This is a genomic window from Haloarchaeobius caseinilyticus (assembly GCF_051207395.1).
Lineage (GTDB): Archaea > Halobacteriota > Halobacteria > Halobacteriales > Natrialbaceae > Haloarchaeobius.
The window spans coordinates 244,625-264,457 of sequence record NZ_JBPJZC010000005.1; the positions used below are offsets into that span (position 1 = coordinate 244,625).

The 19,833-nt window shown below is 63.2% G+C and carries 19 protein-coding genes; 9 read left to right on the plus strand and 10 right to left on the minus strand.

What is annotated here, in order from left to right; translation table 11 throughout:
- Positions 1 to 15 precede the first annotated feature (15 nt).
- From pstB to ACSC1P_RS21000, 4 genes are all read left to right on the plus strand, one after another.
- Positions 16 to 915 carry a phosphate ABC transporter ATP-binding protein PstB gene (pstB, locus tag ACSC1P_RS20985; RefSeq protein WP_435362170.1) on the plus strand — a complete coding sequence of 300 codons (900 nt, stop codon included), beginning with the start codon at positions 16 to 18 and terminating at the stop codon, positions 913 to 915.
- Positions 916 to 925: 10 nt separating this feature from the next.
- Positions 926 to 1,972, plus strand: a complete 1,047-nt coding sequence (locus ACSC1P_RS20990; RefSeq protein WP_435362171.1) for a PhoU domain-containing protein — start codon at positions 926 to 928, stop codon at positions 1,970 to 1,972.
- A gap of 135 nt (positions 1,973 to 2,107) precedes the next feature.
- Positions 2,108 to 2,554 carry a DUF7979 domain-containing protein gene (locus tag ACSC1P_RS20995; RefSeq protein WP_435362172.1) on the plus strand — a complete coding sequence of 149 codons (447 nt, stop codon included), beginning with the start codon at positions 2,108 to 2,110 and terminating at the stop codon, positions 2,552 to 2,554.
- 200 nt (positions 2,555 to 2,754) lie between these two features.
- Positions 2,755 to 3,057 (plus strand): hypothetical protein, encoded by a 303-nt coding sequence (locus tag ACSC1P_RS21000; RefSeq protein WP_435362173.1) that lies wholly within the window; start codon positions 2,755 to 2,757, stop codon positions 3,055 to 3,057.
- Between the two features lie 273 nt (positions 3,058 to 3,330).
- Here ACSC1P_RS21000 and nikR read toward each other — a convergent pair whose 3' ends face one another.
- The gene (gene nikR, locus ACSC1P_RS21005; protein WP_435362174.1) at positions 3,331 to 3,750 is read right to left on the minus strand and encodes a nickel-responsive transcriptional regulator NikR; all 420 of its coding nucleotides are present in this window, start codon (positions 3,748 to 3,750) and stop codon (positions 3,331 to 3,333) included.
- Between the two features lie 428 nt (positions 3,751 to 4,178).
- Positions 4,179 to 5,441 carry a tyrosine-type recombinase/integrase gene (locus ACSC1P_RS21010; protein ID WP_435362175.1) on the minus strand — a complete coding sequence of 421 codons (1,263 nt, stop codon included), beginning with the start codon at positions 5,439 to 5,441 and terminating at the stop codon, positions 4,179 to 4,181.
- 508 nt (positions 5,442 to 5,949) lie between these two features.
- Between ACSC1P_RS21010 and ACSC1P_RS21015 the strand changes: the two genes are divergently transcribed.
- Entirely contained in the window at positions 5,950 to 7,158 is a 1,209-nt protein-coding gene (locus tag ACSC1P_RS21015; protein ID WP_435362176.1) for a CBS domain-containing protein, read from the plus strand.
- A 301-nt stretch (positions 7,159 to 7,459) separates the two neighbouring features.
- Here the strand turns inward: ACSC1P_RS21015 and ACSC1P_RS21020 are convergent, their stop codons facing one another.
- From ACSC1P_RS21020 to ACSC1P_RS21030, 3 genes are all read right to left on the minus strand, one after another.
- Entirely contained in the window at positions 7,460 to 7,888 is a 429-nt protein-coding gene (locus ACSC1P_RS21020; protein ID WP_435362177.1) for a DUF7539 family protein, read from the minus strand.
- A 204-nt stretch (positions 7,889 to 8,092) separates the two neighbouring features.
- The gene (locus tag ACSC1P_RS21025; protein ID WP_435362178.1) at positions 8,093 to 9,895 is read right to left on the minus strand and encodes an SLC13 family permease; all 1,803 of its coding nucleotides are present in this window, start codon (positions 9,893 to 9,895) and stop codon (positions 8,093 to 8,095) included.
- Between the two features lie 135 nt (positions 9,896 to 10,030).
- Positions 10,031 to 10,444 (minus strand): CBS domain-containing protein, encoded by a 414-nt coding sequence (locus ACSC1P_RS21030; protein WP_435362179.1) that lies wholly within the window; start codon positions 10,442 to 10,444, stop codon positions 10,031 to 10,033.
- A 474-nt stretch (positions 10,445 to 10,918) separates the two neighbouring features.
- Here ACSC1P_RS21030 and ACSC1P_RS21035 point away from each other — a divergent pair, with 474 nt between their 5' ends.
- The 4 genes from ACSC1P_RS21035 (at position 10,919) to ACSC1P_RS21050 (ending at position 15,224) form a co-directional block, all read left to right on the plus strand.
- Positions 10,919 to 13,456, plus strand: a complete 2,538-nt coding sequence (locus tag ACSC1P_RS21035) for a bacterio-opsin activator domain-containing protein (protein WP_435362180.1) — start codon at positions 10,919 to 10,921, stop codon at positions 13,454 to 13,456.
- A 96-nt stretch (positions 13,457 to 13,552) separates the two neighbouring features.
- A complete protein-coding gene (locus ACSC1P_RS21040) occupies positions 13,553 to 13,870 on the plus strand; it encodes a HalOD1 output domain-containing protein (protein ID WP_435362181.1) in 318 nt (105 codons plus the stop codon).
- 49 nt (positions 13,871 to 13,919) lie between these two features.
- Positions 13,920 to 14,117 carry a DUF7576 family protein gene (locus ACSC1P_RS21045; RefSeq protein ID WP_435362182.1) on the plus strand — a complete coding sequence of 66 codons (198 nt, stop codon included), beginning with the start codon at positions 13,920 to 13,922 and terminating at the stop codon, positions 14,115 to 14,117.
- A gap of 105 nt (positions 14,118 to 14,222) precedes the next feature.
- A complete protein-coding gene (locus tag ACSC1P_RS21050) occupies positions 14,223 to 15,224 on the plus strand; it encodes an AAA family ATPase (protein WP_435362183.1) in 1,002 nt (333 codons plus the stop codon).
- A 25-nt stretch (positions 15,225 to 15,249) separates the two neighbouring features.
- Here ACSC1P_RS21050 and ACSC1P_RS21055 read toward each other — a convergent pair whose 3' ends face one another.
- From ACSC1P_RS21055 to ACSC1P_RS21075, 5 genes are all read right to left on the minus strand, one after another.
- Positions 15,250 to 15,804 carry a hypothetical protein gene (locus ACSC1P_RS21055; RefSeq protein WP_435362184.1) on the minus strand — a complete coding sequence of 185 codons (555 nt, stop codon included), beginning with the start codon at positions 15,802 to 15,804 and terminating at the stop codon, positions 15,250 to 15,252.
- Positions 15,805 to 16,258: 454 nt separating this feature from the next.
- On the minus strand, positions 16,259 to 16,969 hold the full coding sequence (locus ACSC1P_RS21060) for a DUF7519 family protein (RefSeq protein ID WP_435362185.1): 711 nt from the start codon (positions 16,967 to 16,969) through the stop codon (positions 16,259 to 16,261).
- Positions 16,966 to 18,249, minus strand: coding sequence for a DUF58 domain-containing protein (locus tag ACSC1P_RS21065; protein ID WP_435362186.1), 1,284 nt, complete (start codon positions 18,247 to 18,249; stop codon positions 16,966 to 16,968). The genes ACSC1P_RS21060 and ACSC1P_RS21065 overlap by 4 nt, the downstream gene beginning before the upstream one ends.
- Positions 18,246 to 18,839, minus strand: coding sequence for a DUF7269 family protein (locus tag ACSC1P_RS21070; RefSeq protein ID WP_435362187.1), 594 nt, complete (start codon positions 18,837 to 18,839; stop codon positions 18,246 to 18,248). Before ACSC1P_RS21070 ends, ACSC1P_RS21065 begins: the two co-directional genes overlap by 4 nt.
- Positions 18,836 to 19,768 (minus strand): DUF4129 domain-containing protein, encoded by a 933-nt coding sequence (locus tag ACSC1P_RS21075; RefSeq protein WP_435362188.1) that lies wholly within the window; start codon positions 19,766 to 19,768, stop codon positions 18,836 to 18,838. Before ACSC1P_RS21075 ends, ACSC1P_RS21070 begins: the two co-directional genes overlap by 4 nt.
- Between the last annotated feature and the right edge of the window lie 65 nt (positions 19,769 to 19,833).

Here is a 19,833-nt window from a genome sequence, read left to right on the forward strand (position 1 = left end):
AACCAGACGACAAGCATGTCGACCGACCAAGAGAACGAACCGCTTTCCAGCCAGAGCCAGACCGTCTCCGGCGAGACCTCGGAGGAACTCCAAGACGAGTGGACGGAGTACGATTTCGCGGGCGACGCGAAGATGTCGGTCGAAGACCTCGACGTGTACTACGGCGACGACCACGCCCTGCAGTCCATCTCGATGGACATCCCCGAGGAGAGCGTCACCGCGCTCATCGGGCCGTCGGGTTGTGGGAAGTCGACGTTCCTCCGGTGCTTGAACCGGATGAACGACCGTATCAAGAGCGCCAGTATCGACGGCTCTGTCAAACTCGACGGCGAGGAGATCTACCAGGACGGTGCGAACCTCGTCGAACTCAGAAAGCGCGTCGGCATGGTGTTCCAACACCCGAACCCGTTCCCGAAGTCCATCCGCGACAACATCGCCTACGGCCCGCGGAAACACGGCGACATCAACACGGGCCTGCTCGCCCGGCTGATGGGCCGCGACAACAAGGGCGAGGAAGACGAACTCGTCGAGCGCTCGCTGAAGCAGGCTGCCATCTGGAGCGAGGTCAACGACCGTCTCGACGACAACGCGCTCGGCCTCTCCGGTGGGCAACAGCAGCGTCTCTGTATCGCACGCTGTCTCGCCGTCGACCCGGACGTCATCCTGATGGACGAGCCAGCATCGGCACTGGACCCCATCGCCACCTCGAAAATCGAGGACCTCATCCACTCGCTGGCCGAGGACTACACGGTCGTCATCGTCACGCACAACATGCAGCAGGCGGCGCGTATCTCGGACCAGACGGCCGTCTTCCTGACAGGTGGCGAACTCGTCGAATACGGCGACACGGAGAAGATATTCGAGAATCCGGAGAGTCAACGCGTCGAAGACTACATCACGGGCAAGTTCGGGTAATCCAGCCACGATGGCCTCCGAACCGCACACGGACGCGTCCGACTCGACGATGGACACGCGGAAGGTCCAGAAGGTCGGCGGGTCGACGTACACGGTGTCGATACCGAAGCACTGGGCGACCGAACAGGGCATCGAAGCGGGGACCGTCGTCCACCTGCACACGCATCTGGACGACGCGCTCGTCGTCAAGACGGAACGACACGACGGCGGCGACCTGAATCGCATCGAACTGGCGGTCGACGAGACGAGAGAGCGGTCGGTCGGAGAGCTGTTGCGCCCGGCCTACGTCACCGGGTACGACGAAATCGTGCTGCGAAGCGAGGAAGAGTTCACCCCCGAACAGCGCCGAAGCGTGGTCAAAACCGTCCGTGACCTCATGGGGATGGAGATCGTCACCGAGACGACGGACGAGGTCGTCGTGCAGAACCTCATCAACGCGGCCGAGGTGTCGGTCCTCCAGTCCGTACTCCAACTGCGGAGCATCGCGCTGTCGATGAACGAGACGGCCATCGACGCGCTGCTCACGGGCGACGCGGGGAAGATAGCCAGAGTGGTCGAACGCGACGACGAGGTCGACCGACTGTACGAGATGGTCCATCGCCACTTCAACCGGTCGCTGACCAGTCTCGCCGAAGTGGACCAACTCGGCGTCGGGCGAAATCGACTGTTCGTCCTCTACCGGACGGCCAGACAACTCGAACGCGTCGCCGACCACGCCGAGCGCATCGCCACCACGGCCGACCGACTCGGCGGGACGCCGAGCGAAGAGATGGCAGCAGAGATAGACGCGGCTGCAGCAGAGGCGCGACACGTCGTCGAAGCGGCCACGAGCGTCGTACTGGGCGACGGCGACGTGCAGCGAGCATACGCCGCACTCGACCGCCGCGACGACGTGCTGGCGACGGTCGAACGAGTCGACCAGACGCTGTTCGAGACCTCCGGGGCCGACGAGTACCTGCTTACGCGCGCGGTCGACAGCATCGGTAGAACCGCCGAGTACGGCGGCAACGTCGCCGAGACGGCCATCCGCGCGGCGGCGCGTGACGGTCGGCTCTGAGGCGCTGGTCGGCAGCAACCGCCTGACTGAGACGGCTGTTTTCGACGGACGTAGACCGTGGTACCGATGCCGAACCGATAATAAAACCACCAGATATGAAGAAAACTTATCACCATCGGCCAATCAGTTCGGACTATGGCTCGAACAGTCGCTTCGTCGGCGCAATCCAGACGAAAGCGGATTCAGTACGGGTTGTTCTTTCTCGGCGTGTTCATGCTCGTCGCCTCGATAGCGCTGTTCCTCCCTGCACTCCAGTACGAGTTCCAGCAGGATTCAGACGGAGTAGCTGACGGACAACGGGTCAACGAATACGAGACGCTCACGCCGCAGGAACAACGCATCGTCGACGGTGCGCTCGATGGAAAGAAGTACGTGTTAGAGACCAGCGAGCCGCTTCCCGGTACGGCCCAGTTCGCGCTGGAACCGAAGCACATGAAAGTGAACAAACAGGGAACGGTCCATACGTTCGCCTACCAGAACACCTTCCCGGCGACGGAACCGGTGGGACTGGCAGTCATCGGGCTCGCCATCGGCGGCCTGCTGGCGATGGGCGAAGCAGCTCGCCGCTATCTCCTGTATTGACCCGCGTTTCTGCGTGACGTAGGTCACGCCACTATCAGACGCAGAATTCTTGGTCCGTCGCGTCACCCCGTATTCTGAGCCGAACTTGGCAGTGATTTCCTGCTGCATGCAGCAGACGAACGCAGCGCGTCTCTAGTGCGCCTTGGAGTCGGAGGCAGACCTCGGAAAACCCGTATTGGTGTCGGGGAAATTTCATATGTATGGACGGAGATGACGGAGGGATGGGTAGTGGCGGACTGGGGAGTGCGCATAGTGTTGGAAACACAGACATAGATGGGGATACAGAGGCGAGAATGGAGAATGCGGACGGAGATTCCGGGATGTCAGCCCTCCAGTCGATGGGATACGTAGATAGCGATGCTGGAACGGAGAGAGATGCGACGGGTTCTGGGCATTCAACTCTCCAGACGGTCGTGATACTAGCAGTCGTAGGGTTCTTCGGGTTGTCTGTCCTGTACCTCATCATATCGACGTTACTGCTAACCTTTGGGATACACGTGTAGTGCGCCGTTCCACTCTGCTACTCCGAAAAATACGCGTTCGCCACTAGCGAGTCGACTGAATTCCGTCCCTACCGAGCACGTCCGGAAGCTCCGCAAACGACGAAATCCACACGTCGGGCTCTCGGTACGGCGTCTCGTCGTCCCCGTTTTGGACGATGACGCCGCCGTAGTCGAGGACGAGATGCAGGGGACTGTAGTGGACTGCCTAGGCAACGTTCAGTCTGTCGAACTGTTTTCCACTCCTCGTGGGTCCACAGGTACAGGCAGCAGTGTTCAGGCGATGGAGCCGACTTCGTCGATGGGCATGACCGAGTAGTCCACCGAGAGGGTGTCTTTCGTGGCGCGAATCTTCCCGACGAAGGCGGAGATGTCCTCCAGCGAGCCTTCGAGGATGAACAGTTCCATGCAGTAGTGGTCGCCGACGTGGTTGTGGACGTTCGAGGCGACGAGGTCTTCGTGTTCGTGGCGCAGACTCATCATCCGGTGTTCGACCTTCGTCGACTCGTAGTCGAACAGGACGGTGACGACGCCCATCAGGTTGCGCTCTTCGAGTTTCTTGTCCTCGAACTCGCCCAGCAGGTTCCGCGAGGCCTCTCGGATGACCTCGCTGCGGCCGGTGTAACCGTGTTCGTCGGCGAACTGGTCGATACGGTCGAGGAGTTCTTGGGGCATGGAGACGCTGACGACTGTCATGTAATAACAGAACAGCACTGAAATAATAAGGATTCCCGTTAGACCGCGGGTTAGTTCCCAACGAGATGTTAACCAGACTGGTCGGCGTGAAGCTGGTCCTTGGGCGGTAGTAACGCTGACAGCACGGTCTGCGGGCGATGGCGGGGTCACCGACACGGTACGTCACGGTCCGACGAACTCGGTCACCCGGTGAGTTGAACCCGTATGCGTGTGATGCTAAAACAGAGGCTGACGGTCAGGTCGTGCAACCGGGGGGTTGGGGGCCACCGGGCGCAACGCCGCGTCGTTACTGGATTCCACCATCTTTGGCGGCGCCACGCGCCTGGTCATCGATAGACCGCGGCCTCGTCTTCTGGTTCCGCTTGGCCGGCCACGCCGTGCCTCTGACAGGCCGGCCGGCCCCGGAGCCGTTCTCAGCACCGAGTAGCTCACGCGACGCCGTCGAACGCGCTAGCGAGGCGCTCTCGCATGTGGTCACGCCTGAGCGTGCGAACCCGTTCTTCCGAGAGATAGTTCTGTAGGACGACTGCCGGACTCGAACTGCCCTGTTCTGCGGCGACGTCTTCGATACCGGCGGCGACTTGCTCCAGTGCCGAGGAGTACGCGTCGTACCAGAACCGCCGGCCCATCTGCGGGACCGGCGATTCGCCTGCGACCTGCTCGATGTCGGCCCTATCGGCGAGGTCGGTGAACCAGTTCCAGACGGTCCAGCGCCCGACGTGGTCGCGGTCGGCCCGGGGCGACGGGAACAGGTAGCCGGCCCAGTCGTCCTCGTCAGCCAACGCAGCGAGCCGTCGCTCGACGTGCGAGACACCGTACAGCAGCGACACCTGCCCGGGGCCGTTCTTCCGGCGTTCGAAGCGGAGATGAGCCACGCCGTCGCCGTCCAACACGACGTTCGAGCGGTGGAGTCGCGCGACTTCGCCCGAGCGCAGGCCCCACGCACACAGCGCGAGGACGAGCAGTCGCTCGCGGTCGTCGGCCGCTGTCTCGTACAGCACCCGGACCTGCTCGGCGGCGAGGTGTGGCGGGTCGGAATCGGCGTCGGCCCGCCAGTCGAACTCCTCGTCGAGGCCGCTCGCGGGGTTCGCTCGCGCCCAGCGTCGCCGGACGAGGTGGTCGTACCAGTTCGAGACGACGCCGTGGATGCGCCGTTTCGTCCGGCCGGAACCGAGTTCGGAGTGCAGGTGGTCGAACGCCGCCCAGCACTCGTCGACGGCCTCGTGGACCGGGACGTCGCCGTCGCGAGCGACCGGCGAGACGAGGTCGGTGTGGCCGTTGGCCGCGGCGTACGCCTGGACGTAGCGGTCGAGGCGGTATCTGAGGGTGTCGAGTGAGGAGTCGGCGAGGCCCTTTCTGGTCCGGCGTGAGTCGAGGAACGAGTCGAGGGCGTCGACGGTCCGCTCGTCGTCGGTCGCCCACGCGTGGCCGGTGTCGGTCTCGTTTCTGCCGAGGTCGTCGGTCCAGAACTCGCCGAAGGTCAGGTCGTGGTAGGTTCGCAGGGCGTAGACGAGCGTGCCGAAGTCGTGGTCGCGGAGCCAGTCGTGGGTCGGTTTGTGAGTACCGGGGTCGAACCCGTCAGCGCGCAGAATGGGGTCGACCACGCGCTGGTAGGCGTCGACGAGGCCCTCGCGGTCGAGCGTGGTCCACGGTACGTCGGCAGCGGTCGAATCTGACTCCCCGACTGTCACTGGCGCGATTTCGTCGGGATGGTGTTTCAAGGTTGTGCCGCGGGGCCAGTGGTCGCGTGGTCGGGTCGGTCACGACCGCCGAATCCTGGAACCCGGTTTTCGGGACGTGACCCCAGGGGTTCGCGTGGTGAAGACGGGTCTGCAGAATTGCCGGGGTTTGGGCCAGATTCTCCGGTCTCAGTTCTGGAGAAGCCGACTCGCGGAGTTCGGCTGGTTTTCTGAGTCGGCCGGATTCAGCAGGAAGCACAGAACAGTAGAATTTTGAATAGATTTCGAGTACACACAGACTGGTAGAGTCTGTTTGAAGACGAACAGAACATCGCGAGACCGCAGAGTCTGGATAAACTTCATTTCGCTATATCAAATACTCGCCGCTGTGCAGCACTGCCCACTGTAGAGCGTGTTCCACCAGAGACGCCCATTCGCAGTCAGTGCGCAGCGGTGCCACCGCAGAACGCAGACGGTGGAACAAGCATAACCGTCCAGCAGCCCTCCCACTAGAGGATACATGGATATCTCAGAAGTCCTTTCGACCAACTTCACCGAATTCGATATCGGTTCACCACTCTCGAAGGTCGCTGGGGCCTTCGAGAACCAGGAACTCGACGCTGTCGTCGTCACAGACGGTGACGAGTACCGGGGCATCGTCAGCCGCCGACAGCTCGCCTCCTCGTCTATACAGCCCTCGGCCAAGGTAGGGTCTCAGGTGCAACACGTCCCGACGGTCGAACGGACAGAAGACGTACGAGAGGTCGCGCGACTCATGATCGGGAGCGACGCTAAGACGCTTCCCGTGTTGAATAAAGGCCAACTCGTCGGTGTAGTGACTGCAGATGCCGTCCTCAAAGCCGTCCGGCCGTTCCTCGACTCCGTGACTGTGGCGGACGCGTATACGGAGAAGCTGGTCAGCGCGACCCCCGACACGACGGTCGGGAAAGCACTCAACACGCTCCGAGAGGCACGAATCGCACACCTACCCGTCGTCGATGAGAACGACCTCGTGGGGATAGTGAGCCTCTACGATGTCATCGACTTCACGGTTCGCGGCGGCAGCAAGAGCCAGGGTGGGTCGGCAGGCAGTTTCGGTGGCGGTGGACGGACAAGCGGGAGTCACGGCGGATTCGGTGCCCGTGAGGGCGACTCCGACCGGATACTCGACCTCCCGGTACGAAACCTGATGTCCGAGACGGTCGCAACCGTTCGTCTGAACGCACCGCTCGACGACGTCGTCGAAACGATGTTCGAGCGAGAGATTTCCTCGCTCGTCGTCACGGCCGACGAGAGCGACGAACCAGTCGGAATCATCACGAAGACGGACATCATCGAGGCACTCACCTGGGAACGTGACGACCGGCGTGCAGTGCAAGTGTTCGGTCTCGACTTACTGGAGGGGATGGACTACGACGACGTCGCCGAGTTGATCGAGAGCGTGACTGCGAAGTACGGCGACATGAGCGTGGTCAAGGCCAGTATCGAACTCCACGAGCACAAGGAACAATCGCGGGGAATCCCGCTGGTACTGGCACGGATTCGGCTCGTTACCGACCGCGGCTACTTCACCGCCGATGGAGAAGGGTACGGAGCCACCCACGCACTCCGTCTGGCTGCGAACGCAATCGAACGGCAAGTCCTGAAAGGGAAGACGTACGGACAGTCGAAGAAGAACCCCGAGGCTGAACCCCAAGAACATCTGTATGGCTGGTGGCTCGGCGGATGACGGTCCATCCCGATTCCAGATGAATCGTCCGTTCGTGTGGGATGACGACGGTGCTGGACGCGGAACCGTGAACGCTCAGAGGTCGAGTGACAGAGAGCAGTGACTCTGGCACATCGAGCCAGTATCCGCCCTTGATGCGTCGGACACACCACCAGGGACGAAGTCGGTCATCGACCTCACGAGCACGTCTCTTCAGGACCGGTCCAAGGGGTAGAGCGAAGCGAAGTACGAGCGAACCAGCCAGTAGTCACTGCCGCGGCACGTATTCAGCAGGAGCGAGCCGAATCGACGAAGCACTGGGTTAGCGCTGTGTTTGGCGGATGAACTCGTCGAGTGCTACTTCGATGCGTGTCGAAACCCGTTCACTATACTGCCAGAGCGCTGCATTGAGTCGCTCTTCGGTCTCGTCGTCGAGTTCGTCTCGCCCGCGAAGGACAGAGTCCTTGGTGATCTGTGGGTGATAGACACAGACCACCCCAAGGGAGATATCCGAACTCGAGGTTCCAGCCGTGTGGATTCCGTATTGGTCAGTCCCCCAGACGCCATCGCCGCCCTCTCGCTCCAATTCGGAGTCGAGCGCGTCGAGCAGACGGAGTTCCGCTTCGGTAAGAATCGGTTGGTCGCCTTCGAACAGTTCAGCGTATGCCTCTCTCCGGGCATCTCTCGTCCATTGCTCCAACTGGGACCGCGCACGGAGGACGAGCTGACGCTCGTCTGGAAACTCTGCCATAATTCTAGGAGGACGGCGAGACGAATCAACGTTCGGACAGTGAATCAGAGCGACGGGTATGCTGACGATGACCCTTCGATACGGACACGCTCGTCCGATCGGTCGCTATCAGCAGGACCGGTGTTGTTACACCCGTGACACGAACGCGTGGACAGGGTATGGCGGAGCGGTGGTCTCTCAGTCGGCGTCGGAACGTGACTGTTCTCAAACCCCCCAGAAGAACGCGATGCCGAGGACAGTGACGACCGAGAGCAGCAACTGTAACGGCGCGCCGACGCGGATGAAGTCCGAGAATTTGTAGCCACCAGGCCCGTAGACGAAGAGGTTCGTCTGGTAGCCGACCGGCGTCATGAACGCCGTCGAGGCGGCGAACGTCACGGCGAGGACGAACGCGAACGCGTTCGCACCGATCGACTGGGCCGCACTGGCCGCGACAGGAATCATCAACACGACGCTCGCGTTGTTACTGATGACGCTCGTCAACAGTCCAGTCGCGACGTAGAACACCCAGAGGACACCGATAGCTGGTAAGAACGCCGCAGTCGAGGCGACGGCATCTCCGAGTAGCGCCGCAGCCCCGGTCTGCTGCAGTGCGATACCGAGCGGGATGACGCCAGCGAGGAGGAAGATCACGTTCCACTCGACCGACGAGTAGAGTTCGGTCGGTTTCAGGACGCCGGTGAGGACCATCGCCACCACCCCTGTTAACGCAGAGACGACGATTGGTAGGAGGTTCAGTGCCGGAAGTGCGACGACACCGGCGATGATTCCCACTGCGAACGGAATCTTCTCGCTCCGGTACGTCACGTCGTCGAACTCGTGGGCGACGATGAAGTCCTTGTTTTCGACGAGGCGGGTGAGGCTATCGGGCGGGGCCTGCACGAGGAGCGTGTCACCGACCCGGATGCGAATGTCCTCGAACCGGTCCCGGACGACGTCACCACGGGTTCGGAACGCGAGGACGTTCGCGTCGTACCGCTGTCGGAACGTCGAGCTCGCGAGCGTCTCGCCGACGAGGAACGACCCCGATGGGATGACCACCTCGACGAGGACCGGTTCCTCTTCACCGGGGTGCAGGTCGTCTTCGGTCCGAGGACCGCCGGACAGCGTGAGTCCCTCGGTGTCCATGATCTCTTCGAGCGTCTCCCGGTTCGTCCTGAGCCGAAGCGTGTCGTTCTTGCGAATCTCCTTGCGGGCGAGTGGGTCAGAGAATCGCTCGCCGTATCGAATCAGTTGTAACACGTCGATGTCGAGTTCGTCGTCGCCGAGCGCTTCCTCGACTGTCTGCCCGATCAACGTCGAGTTGGCAGGAACGATAACGTCTGCGAGGTACTCCTGGAGGGCGTACTCTTCGACGAGGTCCTCGTCGGCGGGAATCCGTCTGGGAAGCAGTCGAACGCCGACCGTCAGCAGATAGAGGGACCCGACCGCGAAGACGATGATACCGAGCTTGGTGAACTCGAACATCCCGAACGCGTGCAGACCGAGGTCGGGAGACTCCGCCCCGAGTTGCGCCGAGATATCGCTCGCGAGGATGTTCGTCGACGTCCCGATGAGCGTCAACGTGCCGCCGAGCATCGAGGCGAACGACAGTGGCATCAGCAGCTTCGACGGCGAGGTCTTCCCGTTGTGTGCGAGGTCGTTGATGACGGGGACCAGAATCGCGACGACCGGTGTGTTGTTGATGAGTCCCGAGATGGGGCCGGTGATGCCAATCGTCGCCGCGAGTTGCTTGTGTCGGTTGGTCCCCGCGAACGCCGCCATCTTCCGGCCGAGTAACTGCACAATACCGGTTCGGTTGATGCCAGTGCTCAGGATGAGCATCGCGAGAACTGTAATCGTGGCCGGATTGGCGAATCCCGAGATTCCTTCCCGTGGAGAGATTTGTGTCCAGGGTTCGAAGATGATCAACAACACCATCACCAGAATTGCGGTGACGTCGATAGGGAACCACTCGGTGGCGAACAACACGAGCGCGAGCAGGATAATCGCAAAAACGACGAGCATCTCGACCGTTACGGACGTCGAGGCTACCCCTTGAGCTGCCAACGAAGCGGGAGAGAAGAACACACTACAGTAACACCGCGGCGAGGGAAAAGGACTGGTATTCCCACCGATACGTAGCCCCTGTTATCGAAGGATTTACTCGTCTCTCTCGTTCGAACTCGGTGCCTCTCCGTGAGAGATGTACGCCGTCAGGTCCGTCGTCGTGATGACACCGATGACGACGCCGTCGTCGATAACTGGAACGTGGTGGAAGCCGTGTTCGATCATCAGGTCCGCGACACTACGAATTGGTTCGTTCACGGTGGTCGTGATAACGTCTGCAGTCATCGATGCTCCGACGGTCGCGTTCGGATTCGGGTCTCCGTCCGCGATGACGCCGACGAAATCGGTTGCAGTGAGAATCCCTTCGAGTTGCTCATCGTCGCCGACGACGATGACCGAGCCGATAGCGTGTTCGAGCATCAGACGCCCGGCATCTCGAAGTGACGTATCGGTACTCACTGTGTGGACTGGCGAAGACATGAGACTCCCGGCGAAAACATCGTCCATCTAAATGTAGAGTGGATGGCAGGGGATAAGCGTTCGCACCGCGGGACGAATGATGGGTACTGAGCAGCACTGATCTACGCCGGTCACACACGCAATTCGAGCACGGAACGAACTATCTAGGGAGTTCGAACCCGAGTCTGAAACTGGTCGAGTTCGTTAGTCCGGTTGCAGTCGTGCGTTCTATCAGTCAGCGGTCCCTTGTCGGTTCAATTCTAATTCGGCAGGCGTCCCGTATCGGGTGGCACGTAGCCTGCGAATGCGTCCAGTGCAGGCGATTACAGCGTGGACCATGGGGCCGTTGGGTGACGACCACCGGTCGGCCGAGCGCGGTTCGCAGCGCCAGTCACTCATATCGAAGGGGCAAGTGTTGAGTGCCGTCCATCAGCCCGCAACCTGTCGATTGTTCACGAAAGGCGTAACCAATTAGGGAGACGACTGATACATCGTGCGCGTGAGATACTAGTTATCCATAGGATGCTCACGGATTTCTCTCTCGTCTATCTCACCGAGCGATGCGACGGTCTGACTGACGAGTCGGACGGCACGCCAGTCGAGACGGAACTCCGGGTTCCGAGCGTTCAAACCGTCTCTGATATCTCTACGTACGAACAAATCGTCGAATCGACCGACGTAGACGCGGTCGTCACCACAGTCGTCTACGACGAGATGGGCCAAAACGTCGTCGCCGCACTCCGAGACCGGACCCCAGACGTTCCCGTCATCGCCTACCTCGAATCGACCGACTCCGCCACCGTCGAGGCCGCACTCGAAGCCGGTGCTACCACGGTCGTCGACCGGAGCGGCGACCACGCCGAGACCCTCCTCCAGCACGCACTCGCTAGAGTGCAGGAAGAACAGACCGAAGACGGCGACGGCGAGTGGGACCCGACACACTTCACCGACGACGCGGCCAGTGGCGTGGGTCACGACGAGACCACGCTCGACCAGGACGCCCTCCAGACCGCACAGGTCGGCATCGCCGTGGTCGACGCGTCGGGTGAGCCGCTGTTCGCGAACGAGTTCCTCGAGACGCTCACCGGCGTCAGTCAGTCTGAACTCACACAGGACACGCTCCAGTTCGAACACGCCGAACCCGACAGCGAGGCCATCGCCGACGGCGGGGCACTCACTCACGAGAGCCTCCCGTTCGCTCGCATCTTCGAGACGGCCGAACCGGTTCACGGCGTCACGCTCGGAATGACTCGCCCCGACGGCGACCACCGCTGGCTCTCGGTGAGTGGCCGACTGCTCGCCGAGGAAGAAAGCGACCGCGCGGTGTTCACCTTCGAAGACATCACCGACAGAACCGAGCGAGCGCGGCGGCTCGAAGCACTCAACCGCCGGTCTCAAGAACTCTCGACCGCCAAGACCGCGGAAGACGTGGGAGAACTCGTCGTCGAGACCGTCGACGAACTCCTCGGCTTCTCCTCGGCCTACGTCGCGACCTACGACGCGGTCGACGGGTCGCTCGAACGACTCACCGGGACCGACCCGGAGACGCCACCGGGGGACAGTGTACTCCTGACTGCGGAGGTCGACAGCCCCGTGTGGGAAGCCTACGTCCAGGGCGAACCCACCATCGTGAGTGACCTGACGGCGGTCGACGAGGATGCCCCGGTCGCGAGCGTCTTCGTGGTCCCACTCGGGACGCACGGCGTCTTCGTCGCCGTCGAGGAGACCGTCGGCGTGTTCGACGACTGCGACTACACGCTCGTCGACATGCTGTGTGCCACGGCCACGGCGGCACTCGACCGGGTCGACCGCGAGAGTTCGCTCCGCGTCCAGCACGAACAGCTCGAAGCGAAAGAGCGCCAACTCGACCGCATCAATCGATTGAACCACGTCCTCCGTGGTGTCGTCCGGGCAGCACTGTACGAAAACTCGCGAGAAGACATCGAGGCTACCGTCTGTGAGACACTCGTCGACACTGGCTCGTTCGCGTTCGTGTGGGCTGGGCGGTGTGACGGAACGACCGGTGACCTCGTCCCAGCCGCGAGTGCCGGCGATGGACGCGGCTTACTCGACGTGATACGGGGAGACGACGGCGAGACCAACGACAGGGCCGCACTCGAAGCGAACGAGACGGGCGAGAGACAGGTGTACAACAGTCTGGTCGACAGCGACACGGACGGCCCGTGGCGACAGCAGTCGCTGCAACGCGGGTTCCGGTCGAGCGCGAGCGTTCCGCTCCATCATCAGGGCATCGACTACGGGACGCTGACGCTGTACGACGACACGCCGGACGTGTTCGACGACGTGACTGTCGCGGTCCTCGACGAGGTCGGGTCGCTCGTCGCGTTCGCCCTGAGTGCGCTCGAACGCAAAGAAGCGCTGGTGAGCGAACAGTCGGTCGCACTCGACTTCCGCATCAGCGACCTCGGCGAACCGCACGTCGGATTCATCCCGCCGGGGTATGGCCGCCTCGAACTACAGAACGTCGTCCAGCGACAGGATGGACGCTACCACGTCTTCCTGACCGTCAGCGCTGAGGACGACGACGACGCCCTCTGCACGTCGATTCGAGAGACCGACCCGGTCGACGAGGTCCACGTCGTCTCGGCTGACGACGAGACGACCCTGGTGGAGGTCACCCTGTCCGAAGCGACGGTCGTGACCACGCTGGTCGAACGGGGCGCACGCATCGAACACCTGGTTCTCACCGACGACGAGGCCACGCTCCGCCTCCGGATGGCACGCAACGCCGACCTCCGCGCGGTCAGTCGCCTCCTCGACGACGAGTTCGGGACCACCGAACTCCGCGGTCGTGAGGAACGCGACGAACCCGTCCTCACTCGCGAAACGTTCGAGAACGACATCCTCACCGAACTCACGCCCAGACAGGTGGAGGTCATCGAGACCGCGTACAACAGCGGCTTCTTCGAGTGGCCCCGCCAGAGTTCGGGTGAAGACGTCGCCGATATCCTCGACGTGAGCCAGCCGACGGTGACCCGTCACATTCGTGCTGGCGAGCGAACCGTTTTCGAGGCATTATTCGGCGGCGACGAGAACTGAGCGAGGCGATTTATACATATAGCCCCACCGGCGGGGGAAAATTAATTATCTTCGAGAAAGGGTCATACGGCAGGAAGCCAAATGACGAGACGGAGAATGGCACGAACCGTTCGGGCACCTACAGACGGCTACGACGATGGGCCGTCACTGGAGGTCGTCGTCGCCGAGACGATATCCGACGCGAAAGACGTGCCTCCAGATGCACTGGAGACACGGCTCGACGATGCCATCGACACCACAGCACTCACGCGACTGTTCGAGTCGCGGACCGGCGATGGAAGACGTGGAACGATATCGTTCCCGTTCGAGGACCGCCTCGTGACCATCGACGTCGCGGCTGACGACACTATCGAAGTGACCGTCGAGTCGTTCGAGGAGGCAACGCGAGGACGCGACCCGAGCCACCTAGACTGAGTCCGTGGTGACACGAGTGCAGTGCAGACGAGCACGAGACTGACGAGATATGGTTAACAGACCGACAGACACGTCCGCGTTCGACTCGAAACCAGACGACACCGCCCCCTGTTCGACCTGTGGGGCGGACGTGCCGCTCGACGAGTGGCATCCGACCGTCGCCATCCGTGAGGACGAGGGAGACGACTCGCTGACAATTCATCAGTTCTGTAGTGAGGAGTGCCGAGAAGCACTAATCGACGAATAATCGACGAAGAGTGATTGGGATGCCCATCTCTCTATCCTCCCCATAATTCCCGTAACTACCGTCTAGGTCGCCGATAATAAGGAACCCATAGCCTGTACTGCGCGTATGGACGTTCATCAGACCGGTACGAAGGCCGACGACATCCTGTCGGAGGTCGAACGAGCGGTCATCGCCGACCAGTCCGTCCTCGACACCATCTTCACGGCCATCCTCGCTCGCGGCCACGTCCTCCTCGAAGACGTCCCCGGCACCGGCAAGACGCTGACCGCACGGAGTTTCGCCGACGCCCTCGGCCTGTCCTTCTCGCGAGTTCAGTTCACACCGGACCTCTTGCCCGCCGACGTGACCGGGACCTACGTGTTCAACGAGCGAAGTGGCGAGTTCGAGTTCAACGAAGGGCCGCTGTTCGCGAACGTCGTCCTCGCCGACGAGATCAACCGTGCCTCGCCGAAGACCCAGTCCGCCCTGCTCGAAGCCATGGAGGAACAGCAGGTGACCGTCGACGGCGAGACGTGGGAACTGCCCGACCCGTTCTTCGTCCTCGCGACGCAGAACCCGGTCGAACAGGGCGAGGGGACGTTCCCCCTGCCCGAAGCACAGCAGGACCGTTTCCTCGTGAAGACGAGTCTCGGTTACCCCGACACCGACGGCGGCGTCGAGATGCTCATGCGCCGCGGCCAGCGCGACGAACAACAGCCGGAAGCGGGCCGGGCTATCGAACCTGGCGACCTGAAGGAGATGCAGACCGTCCCAGAGACGGTCGACGTGAGCGAAGACGTGTCTCGCTACATGGTCGACGTGGTCGAAGCGACCCGCGACGACCCCCGCGTCACGGTCGGTGTCTCTCCTCGTGGCTGCATCCGGCTGTACGAGATGTCTCGCGCGTGGGCCGCCCTCTCCGGTCGCTCGTACGTCACCCCCGACGACGTGAAGGCCGTGGCACATCCCGCCCTCGACCACCGCCTCGTGCTCACCCCCGACGCTCGCGTGAACGACGTGACGAAATCAGACGTACTCAACGACGTGCTGGACCAGACGCCGGTGCCGCGAGAGAACAGAGAGACGGAGTCGAACGGCGGAAGCCAGCGCGGAAGTCACAGCGACTGATTTCGACGACCCGAGACGACCGCGCCTATCCGAGAATCGACCGGATGTCCGGTACCGTGTCCTCGTGCGCGGCGTAGGCGTCGTCGGGCACCGAGTCGAACCACGAGAGCGTCAGTTCGCCCCACGGGTGGACTACTGGGTTGGCGGCGACCGGTTCGCCAGAGACCGGCGACGCGCGGAGGACCACGTCGTGGCCGATTACCTGTTTCTCGTCATTCCGTTTCTCGTCGTCGTGTTCGACTGCTGCTGTCGAGGCAGTCTCGCCGTCGAGCCGGTACGTAATCTCGCACACTCGTTCTGCGGCCGCGAAGTCGACCGCCTCGCCGGTCATCGCCGCGCCCGCCTCGCGGACGACCGCTAGCCAGTCCGCGTCGCGGCGAACGGGAACGTAGGGGAGTCGCCACCCGTGGGGGCTCCGCATGAGTAGGACCGAGCCAGTATCGCTCGGGACGCCGACGATGGCCATCCCGGCGTGGGCTTCGCGATAGGCGAACGCCTCGTCGTCGACGGTCGCGGCCTCTGTTCTCGTCGTGATGTCCGAGTGGTCGTGAAGTTCGGCGGGGTCGAGCGGAGACTGCATGTACTGGTCGAGTCACTGACGGATGGAGAAAGTGGCGGCTAGTGCGTTTACGCCGGGCGTGAACGCTCTGTGGCTGGTGGGAAACTTCTGTCGTCGGGGTTTGCGGTGTGGCGGAGCAGTTCACGAATCACGACTCTGCTGAGACGGTTCTTGGTTGGACGAAGCAGTTCACGAATCACGACGATAGATACCGCAGCCACAGCCTCCCCATCCGACTCGCCAGTCGTCATGATCCGAGAGACCAGCGGTCTCTCGTCATCACGAAAGACCGGAGGTCTTTCGAACGCCTACGTTCCGACTGACTCATCCCTCGCGCGGCTACATCTCGTGGTCCGCGCCGAGGCGCGGACACACTCGCCAGCGTGAGAGCAAGCTCCCACTGGCCATCAGAATCGCAGAGCGATTCTGAGACAGCGCACGCCAGAGAGTTCGTGAAGAAGCGGTCGACAGCCAGTTACTCGTGCAGCGCCGCGGTCAGCACGACGACGGCGACGAGCAGGAGTGCGAACTGGCCGAGTGGGAGCCCCGGCGTCCCGAGGCCCTTCGTCACCTGCCCGAGGCCGATGGTCACCGCGCCGACGATGGCGGTACCACAGAGGTGGGCGGCTTCGACGGGCCACGTCTTCGGTTCGCGTCCGAGTTGTTCGCCGACGTTCATCGCGTTCTCACCGGCGTCCCACGCGAAGACGAGGACGACGCCAGCGAGCAGGAGTTCGCCGAACGACACCTGTTTGGTGATGCCGGCGACGAGGATGCCGACCATGACGACGGCGGCACCGACTTTGAGCAGCAGGCGCGACCCGGTGCCGCTTCTGGGGATGACCGCGGCAGCGACGAGGAGGCCACCCAAAATCGTCGGGGCGAGCGCGAGCGTGACGGTCAGGCGACCGACCCCAGCCCACGCGAGGGCGACTCCGGCGAGGGCGACGGGGAGCCCGATGAGTCCGACCACGAGACCGATGGCGAACTCGTCGTGGCTGGCGATCCAGAGCGCGAGCGCGGTGATGACGACACCTACGCTGCCGACGATGACGGGGAACGTCGTGTCGGTCGCGGTCCCGAGCAGGAACGAGACGGTGACGACGGCCAGCACCGAAGCAGCCGTCGAGACGGCAGTCGGTCGGTGCGTGACCGTAATCGGCGTCGTTTCGGTGGCGTTACTCACGCCGGAACACCCCCTTTGCCGCCGCGCTGGTTGGCTTTCTGTTGCGTGGCCAGTGCGGTCGCCAGCGGTTCGTCGCTCTGCCACTCCAGCGTCGGGATGCCCGCACTCCGCAGTTTGCGGAGGCGATTGGTCCGACGAACCTTCGCGAGCTGGTTGCCGAGCGAATCACCACCGGTCACGTCGGGACTGACGATGGTGACACGGTGACCGTACTCGTCGAGGTGACGGGCGGCCTCGACGATGCCGTCGTCACACAGCGGCGAGAGCAACACGACCTGCGACTGCTTTTCCATGCGCATTCGGAGGTCTGCGAGCAGTTTGTCCATCGCCGGGTCCTCGTCCGAGTGGTGCGAGGAGAACGCCTCGTGGGTCGACAGCATCTGCTGGACGCTGGCGAAGTGGTCCGGGCCCATCCCGGGCGGGTGCCAGACCAGTTCGTCGGAGAACGCGGCGAGGCCGACCATGTTGCGGTCGCCGAGGAACGCCGTGATGAGCTGTTCGGCGGCGGAGGAACACAGCGCGACCGCGTGCGGTTCCGAGGGAAGCGCCCGGTAGGCCGCGGGGCGGGCGTCGACCAGACAGACGATGCTCGCGGCCTGGTCGGCGCGGAACTCCGTCGTCGTGAGTTCGCCCGTTCTGGCGTAGCGGTTCCAGTCGATGCGGTTCATCGGGTCGCCGCGCTGGTACTCGCGAGTGCGGTGGAACTCGATGCCTGCACCGCCTTCGTTCGCGGCGATCTGGCCACTACGCGAGAGCGTCTGCGACCGCGCGGTCACGGTGTCGACGCCACTGGTACAGTCGATTTCGGTCGAGGCGGCGATGGTCGTCTCCAGTTCGTGCGCCCCGCTCAGGTCGCGCGAGAGGACGGTCGCCGGGTCGAACGTGTGTTTGCCGCGCTTCGCTTCGACCGTGTACTCGAACGTGGCCGACGACCCGGGGCGGAGACTCGTCCCCCGCCGGGCCATCCCGTCGACCACGGTGAGCATCGGCGGGACGCCGTCGACGACGCGCACGTCGGGCAGGTACGACGACCCGGTGTTGGTGACCGTGACGGTCACGTCGACGAGGTCACCGTGTTCTGGGTCGTCGTCGCTGACGCGGCGGTCGATATCGAGCGTCGGCTCCGGGGCCGACGTGAGTCGCGGGTAGGTGGCGAAGACGACGCCGAGTACCGAGAGCAACAGCACGTCTGGCCGGTCCGCGACGACACCGACCGCACTCGCCACGAGCGAGATGGCGACGACGCCCCGCCAGCGACGGGTGGTTCTGGTTCGGCTCACGCGCCACCTCCGTTCGCCCGCTCGACGATAGCACGAGCAGTTCGGCGCGCTCGGTGCTGGAACAGGTTGTCACCGCGCGCGAGCGCGCTCGCGCGAGCTCCGAATTCGAATCCGCGCTTTCCGTCCGCGAGGAACGCCGCCGCGGCCGCGTCCTCGGTCCACTCACCCGACACGACCTGCGAAATCGCATCGCGTCGGCTGGACGCCGAGGTGCGCGCGAGCACGTCGATGGCCGCGTCGCGTAACTCACTGCGAACCTCGTCCTTCCGGTCGCTGTCGAGGTACGGAACGAACAGCACCGACGAGTCGAGCGCGTCGTCGAAGTCGTCGCCCGGGGCGGGCATCGCCAGTGAGACTTCGGGTGCGGGAAGACTCGCCTGGTCGAGCGTCCCCGACCGCGACGAAATGAGAATCGGGATGGCGACGAGGACGCCGAGGCTAGCGATGACGACCGCGGCGAGATAGTCGTTTCCGAGCGCCGCGACGAGCGCGTCGGTGGCGACACCACCGAGGGGCGTGCCGACCGCGGTGATGGCGGCGAGCCCGAGGAAGAGCCCGATCGCGCCGACCGCCATCCGAGCGCGTTTCATCGGCCACCTCCGTGCTGCGCGCGGAAGCGTTCGAGCCCGTTCTTCGCCCGGCGACAGCGTTCGTCGGTGACTGGACGCTGCCCGTACCGGACCTCTTCGAACGGTTCGGTCACGTCGGCGATGGTCTCCTCGTCGACACCTGCGTCGCGCGCCGCGGCGGCGCACTCTTGGGGTGCCCGCGAAATCTGGTCACCGAAGCCGAGCGCGTCGGCGAACTCGTACCAGGCTTCGGCGACCTCGTTCTGCGGGGCGGGATACGACGAAACAGTGGGAGATTCGACCGTTTCATCGGCGGGGTCCACGAGTCCCCAGCGTTCGAGATAGACCCGAATCGAGGCCCACAGCCGCTCTCGCTGGTGGACAGCCAGACCGAGGCAGAGCAGGCCGAAGAGGACCGGCGCGAGCGAGAGCAAGAGCGCGAGGAGTTCGCGCAGCAGTTGCATCAACAGTTCCAGCAGTGACGGTGGTCCGGCACTGCCACCACCCGATTCGGCCGCGCCGCTGCCTGCGGCTTGCTGCTCGGTCGGCGTGCCGTCGCCACCGGCTTGCTCTTCGTTCGGCGTGCCGCTGTCGGCCGGTTTCGACTCGCCGCCGTCGCTACCGGAGGGGTCACTCGTCTGCATCGACTCGTCGTCATCGCTACCGGAGGGGTCGCTCGTCTGCATCGACTCGTCGCCCTCGCCCGGTTTCGCGGTCGTTCGCTGTTCGTCACCGTCCTCGGAACTGCTCGAATTCGGTGTCCCGTCGGACTGTACTTGGTCTTTGAGGCTGCTGACACCGTCTTCCCCGAGCGGCGTCTTCTCCGAGTCGATGTCGATGACGTCGTCGGGGTCCGTCGAGATAGAGGACTCCAGTGTCGTTGCCGCTGTCGAGACGGCGAGGAGACAGCAGAGGGCGACGGCGACGGTCAGCAGAGGCTCCCAGTTCATGTCGCTCGCTCGGAGAGACGGCTGCAGCGACGTTTATTATGCGGGCTGTAAGCCCATCTACGAGG

Coding starts and splice junctions, on each gene's coding strand:
- ACSC1P_RS21000 (WP_435362173.1), top strand. CDS start 2,755: ATGGACGGAGATGACGGAGGGATGGGTAGTGGCGGACTGGGGAGTGCG.
- ACSC1P_RS21045 (WP_435362182.1), top strand. CDS start 13,920: ATGGTTAACAGACCGACAGACACGTCCGCGTTCGACTCGAAACCAGAC.
- pstB (WP_435362170.1), top strand. CDS start 16: ATGTCGACCGACCAAGAGAACGAACCGCTTTCCAGCCAGAGCCAGACC.
- ACSC1P_RS21035 (WP_435362180.1), top strand. CDS start 10,919: ATGCTCACGGATTTCTCTCTCGTCTATCTCACCGAGCGATGCGACGGT.
- ACSC1P_RS21015 (WP_435362176.1), top strand. CDS start 5,950: ATGGATATCTCAGAAGTCCTTTCGACCAACTTCACCGAATTCGATATC.
- ACSC1P_RS21050 (WP_435362183.1), top strand. CDS start 14,223: ATGGACGTTCATCAGACCGGTACGAAGGCCGACGACATCCTGTCGGAG.
- nikR (WP_435362174.1), bottom strand. CDS start 3,750: ATGACAGTCGTCAGCGTCTCCATGCCCCAAGAACTCCTCGACCGTATC.
- ACSC1P_RS20990 (WP_435362171.1), top strand. CDS start 926: ATGGCCTCCGAACCGCACACGGACGCGTCCGACTCGACGATGGACACG.
- ACSC1P_RS20995 (WP_435362172.1), top strand. CDS start 2,108: ATGGCTCGAACAGTCGCTTCGTCGGCGCAATCCAGACGAAAGCGGATT.
- ACSC1P_RS21025 (WP_435362178.1), bottom strand. CDS start 9,895: ATGCTCGTCGTTTTTGCGATTATCCTGCTCGCGCTCGTGTTGTTCGCC.
- ACSC1P_RS21030 (WP_435362179.1), bottom strand. CDS start 10,444: ATGGACGATGTTTTCGCCGGGAGTCTCATGTCTTCGCCAGTCCACACA.
- ACSC1P_RS21040 (WP_435362181.1), top strand. CDS start 13,553: ATGGCACGAACCGTTCGGGCACCTACAGACGGCTACGACGATGGGCCG.
- ACSC1P_RS21070 (WP_435362187.1), bottom strand. CDS start 18,839: ATGAAACGCGCTCGGATGGCGGTCGGCGCGATCGGGCTCTTCCTCGGG.
- ACSC1P_RS21055 (WP_435362184.1), bottom strand. CDS start 15,804: ATGCAGTCTCCGCTCGACCCCGCCGAACTTCACGACCACTCGGACATC.
- ACSC1P_RS21020 (WP_435362177.1), bottom strand. CDS start 7,888: ATGGCAGAGTTTCCAGACGAGCGTCAGCTCGTCCTCCGTGCGCGGTCC.
- ACSC1P_RS21075 (WP_435362188.1), bottom strand. CDS start 19,768: ATGAACTGGGAGCCTCTGCTGACCGTCGCCGTCGCCCTCTGCTGTCTC.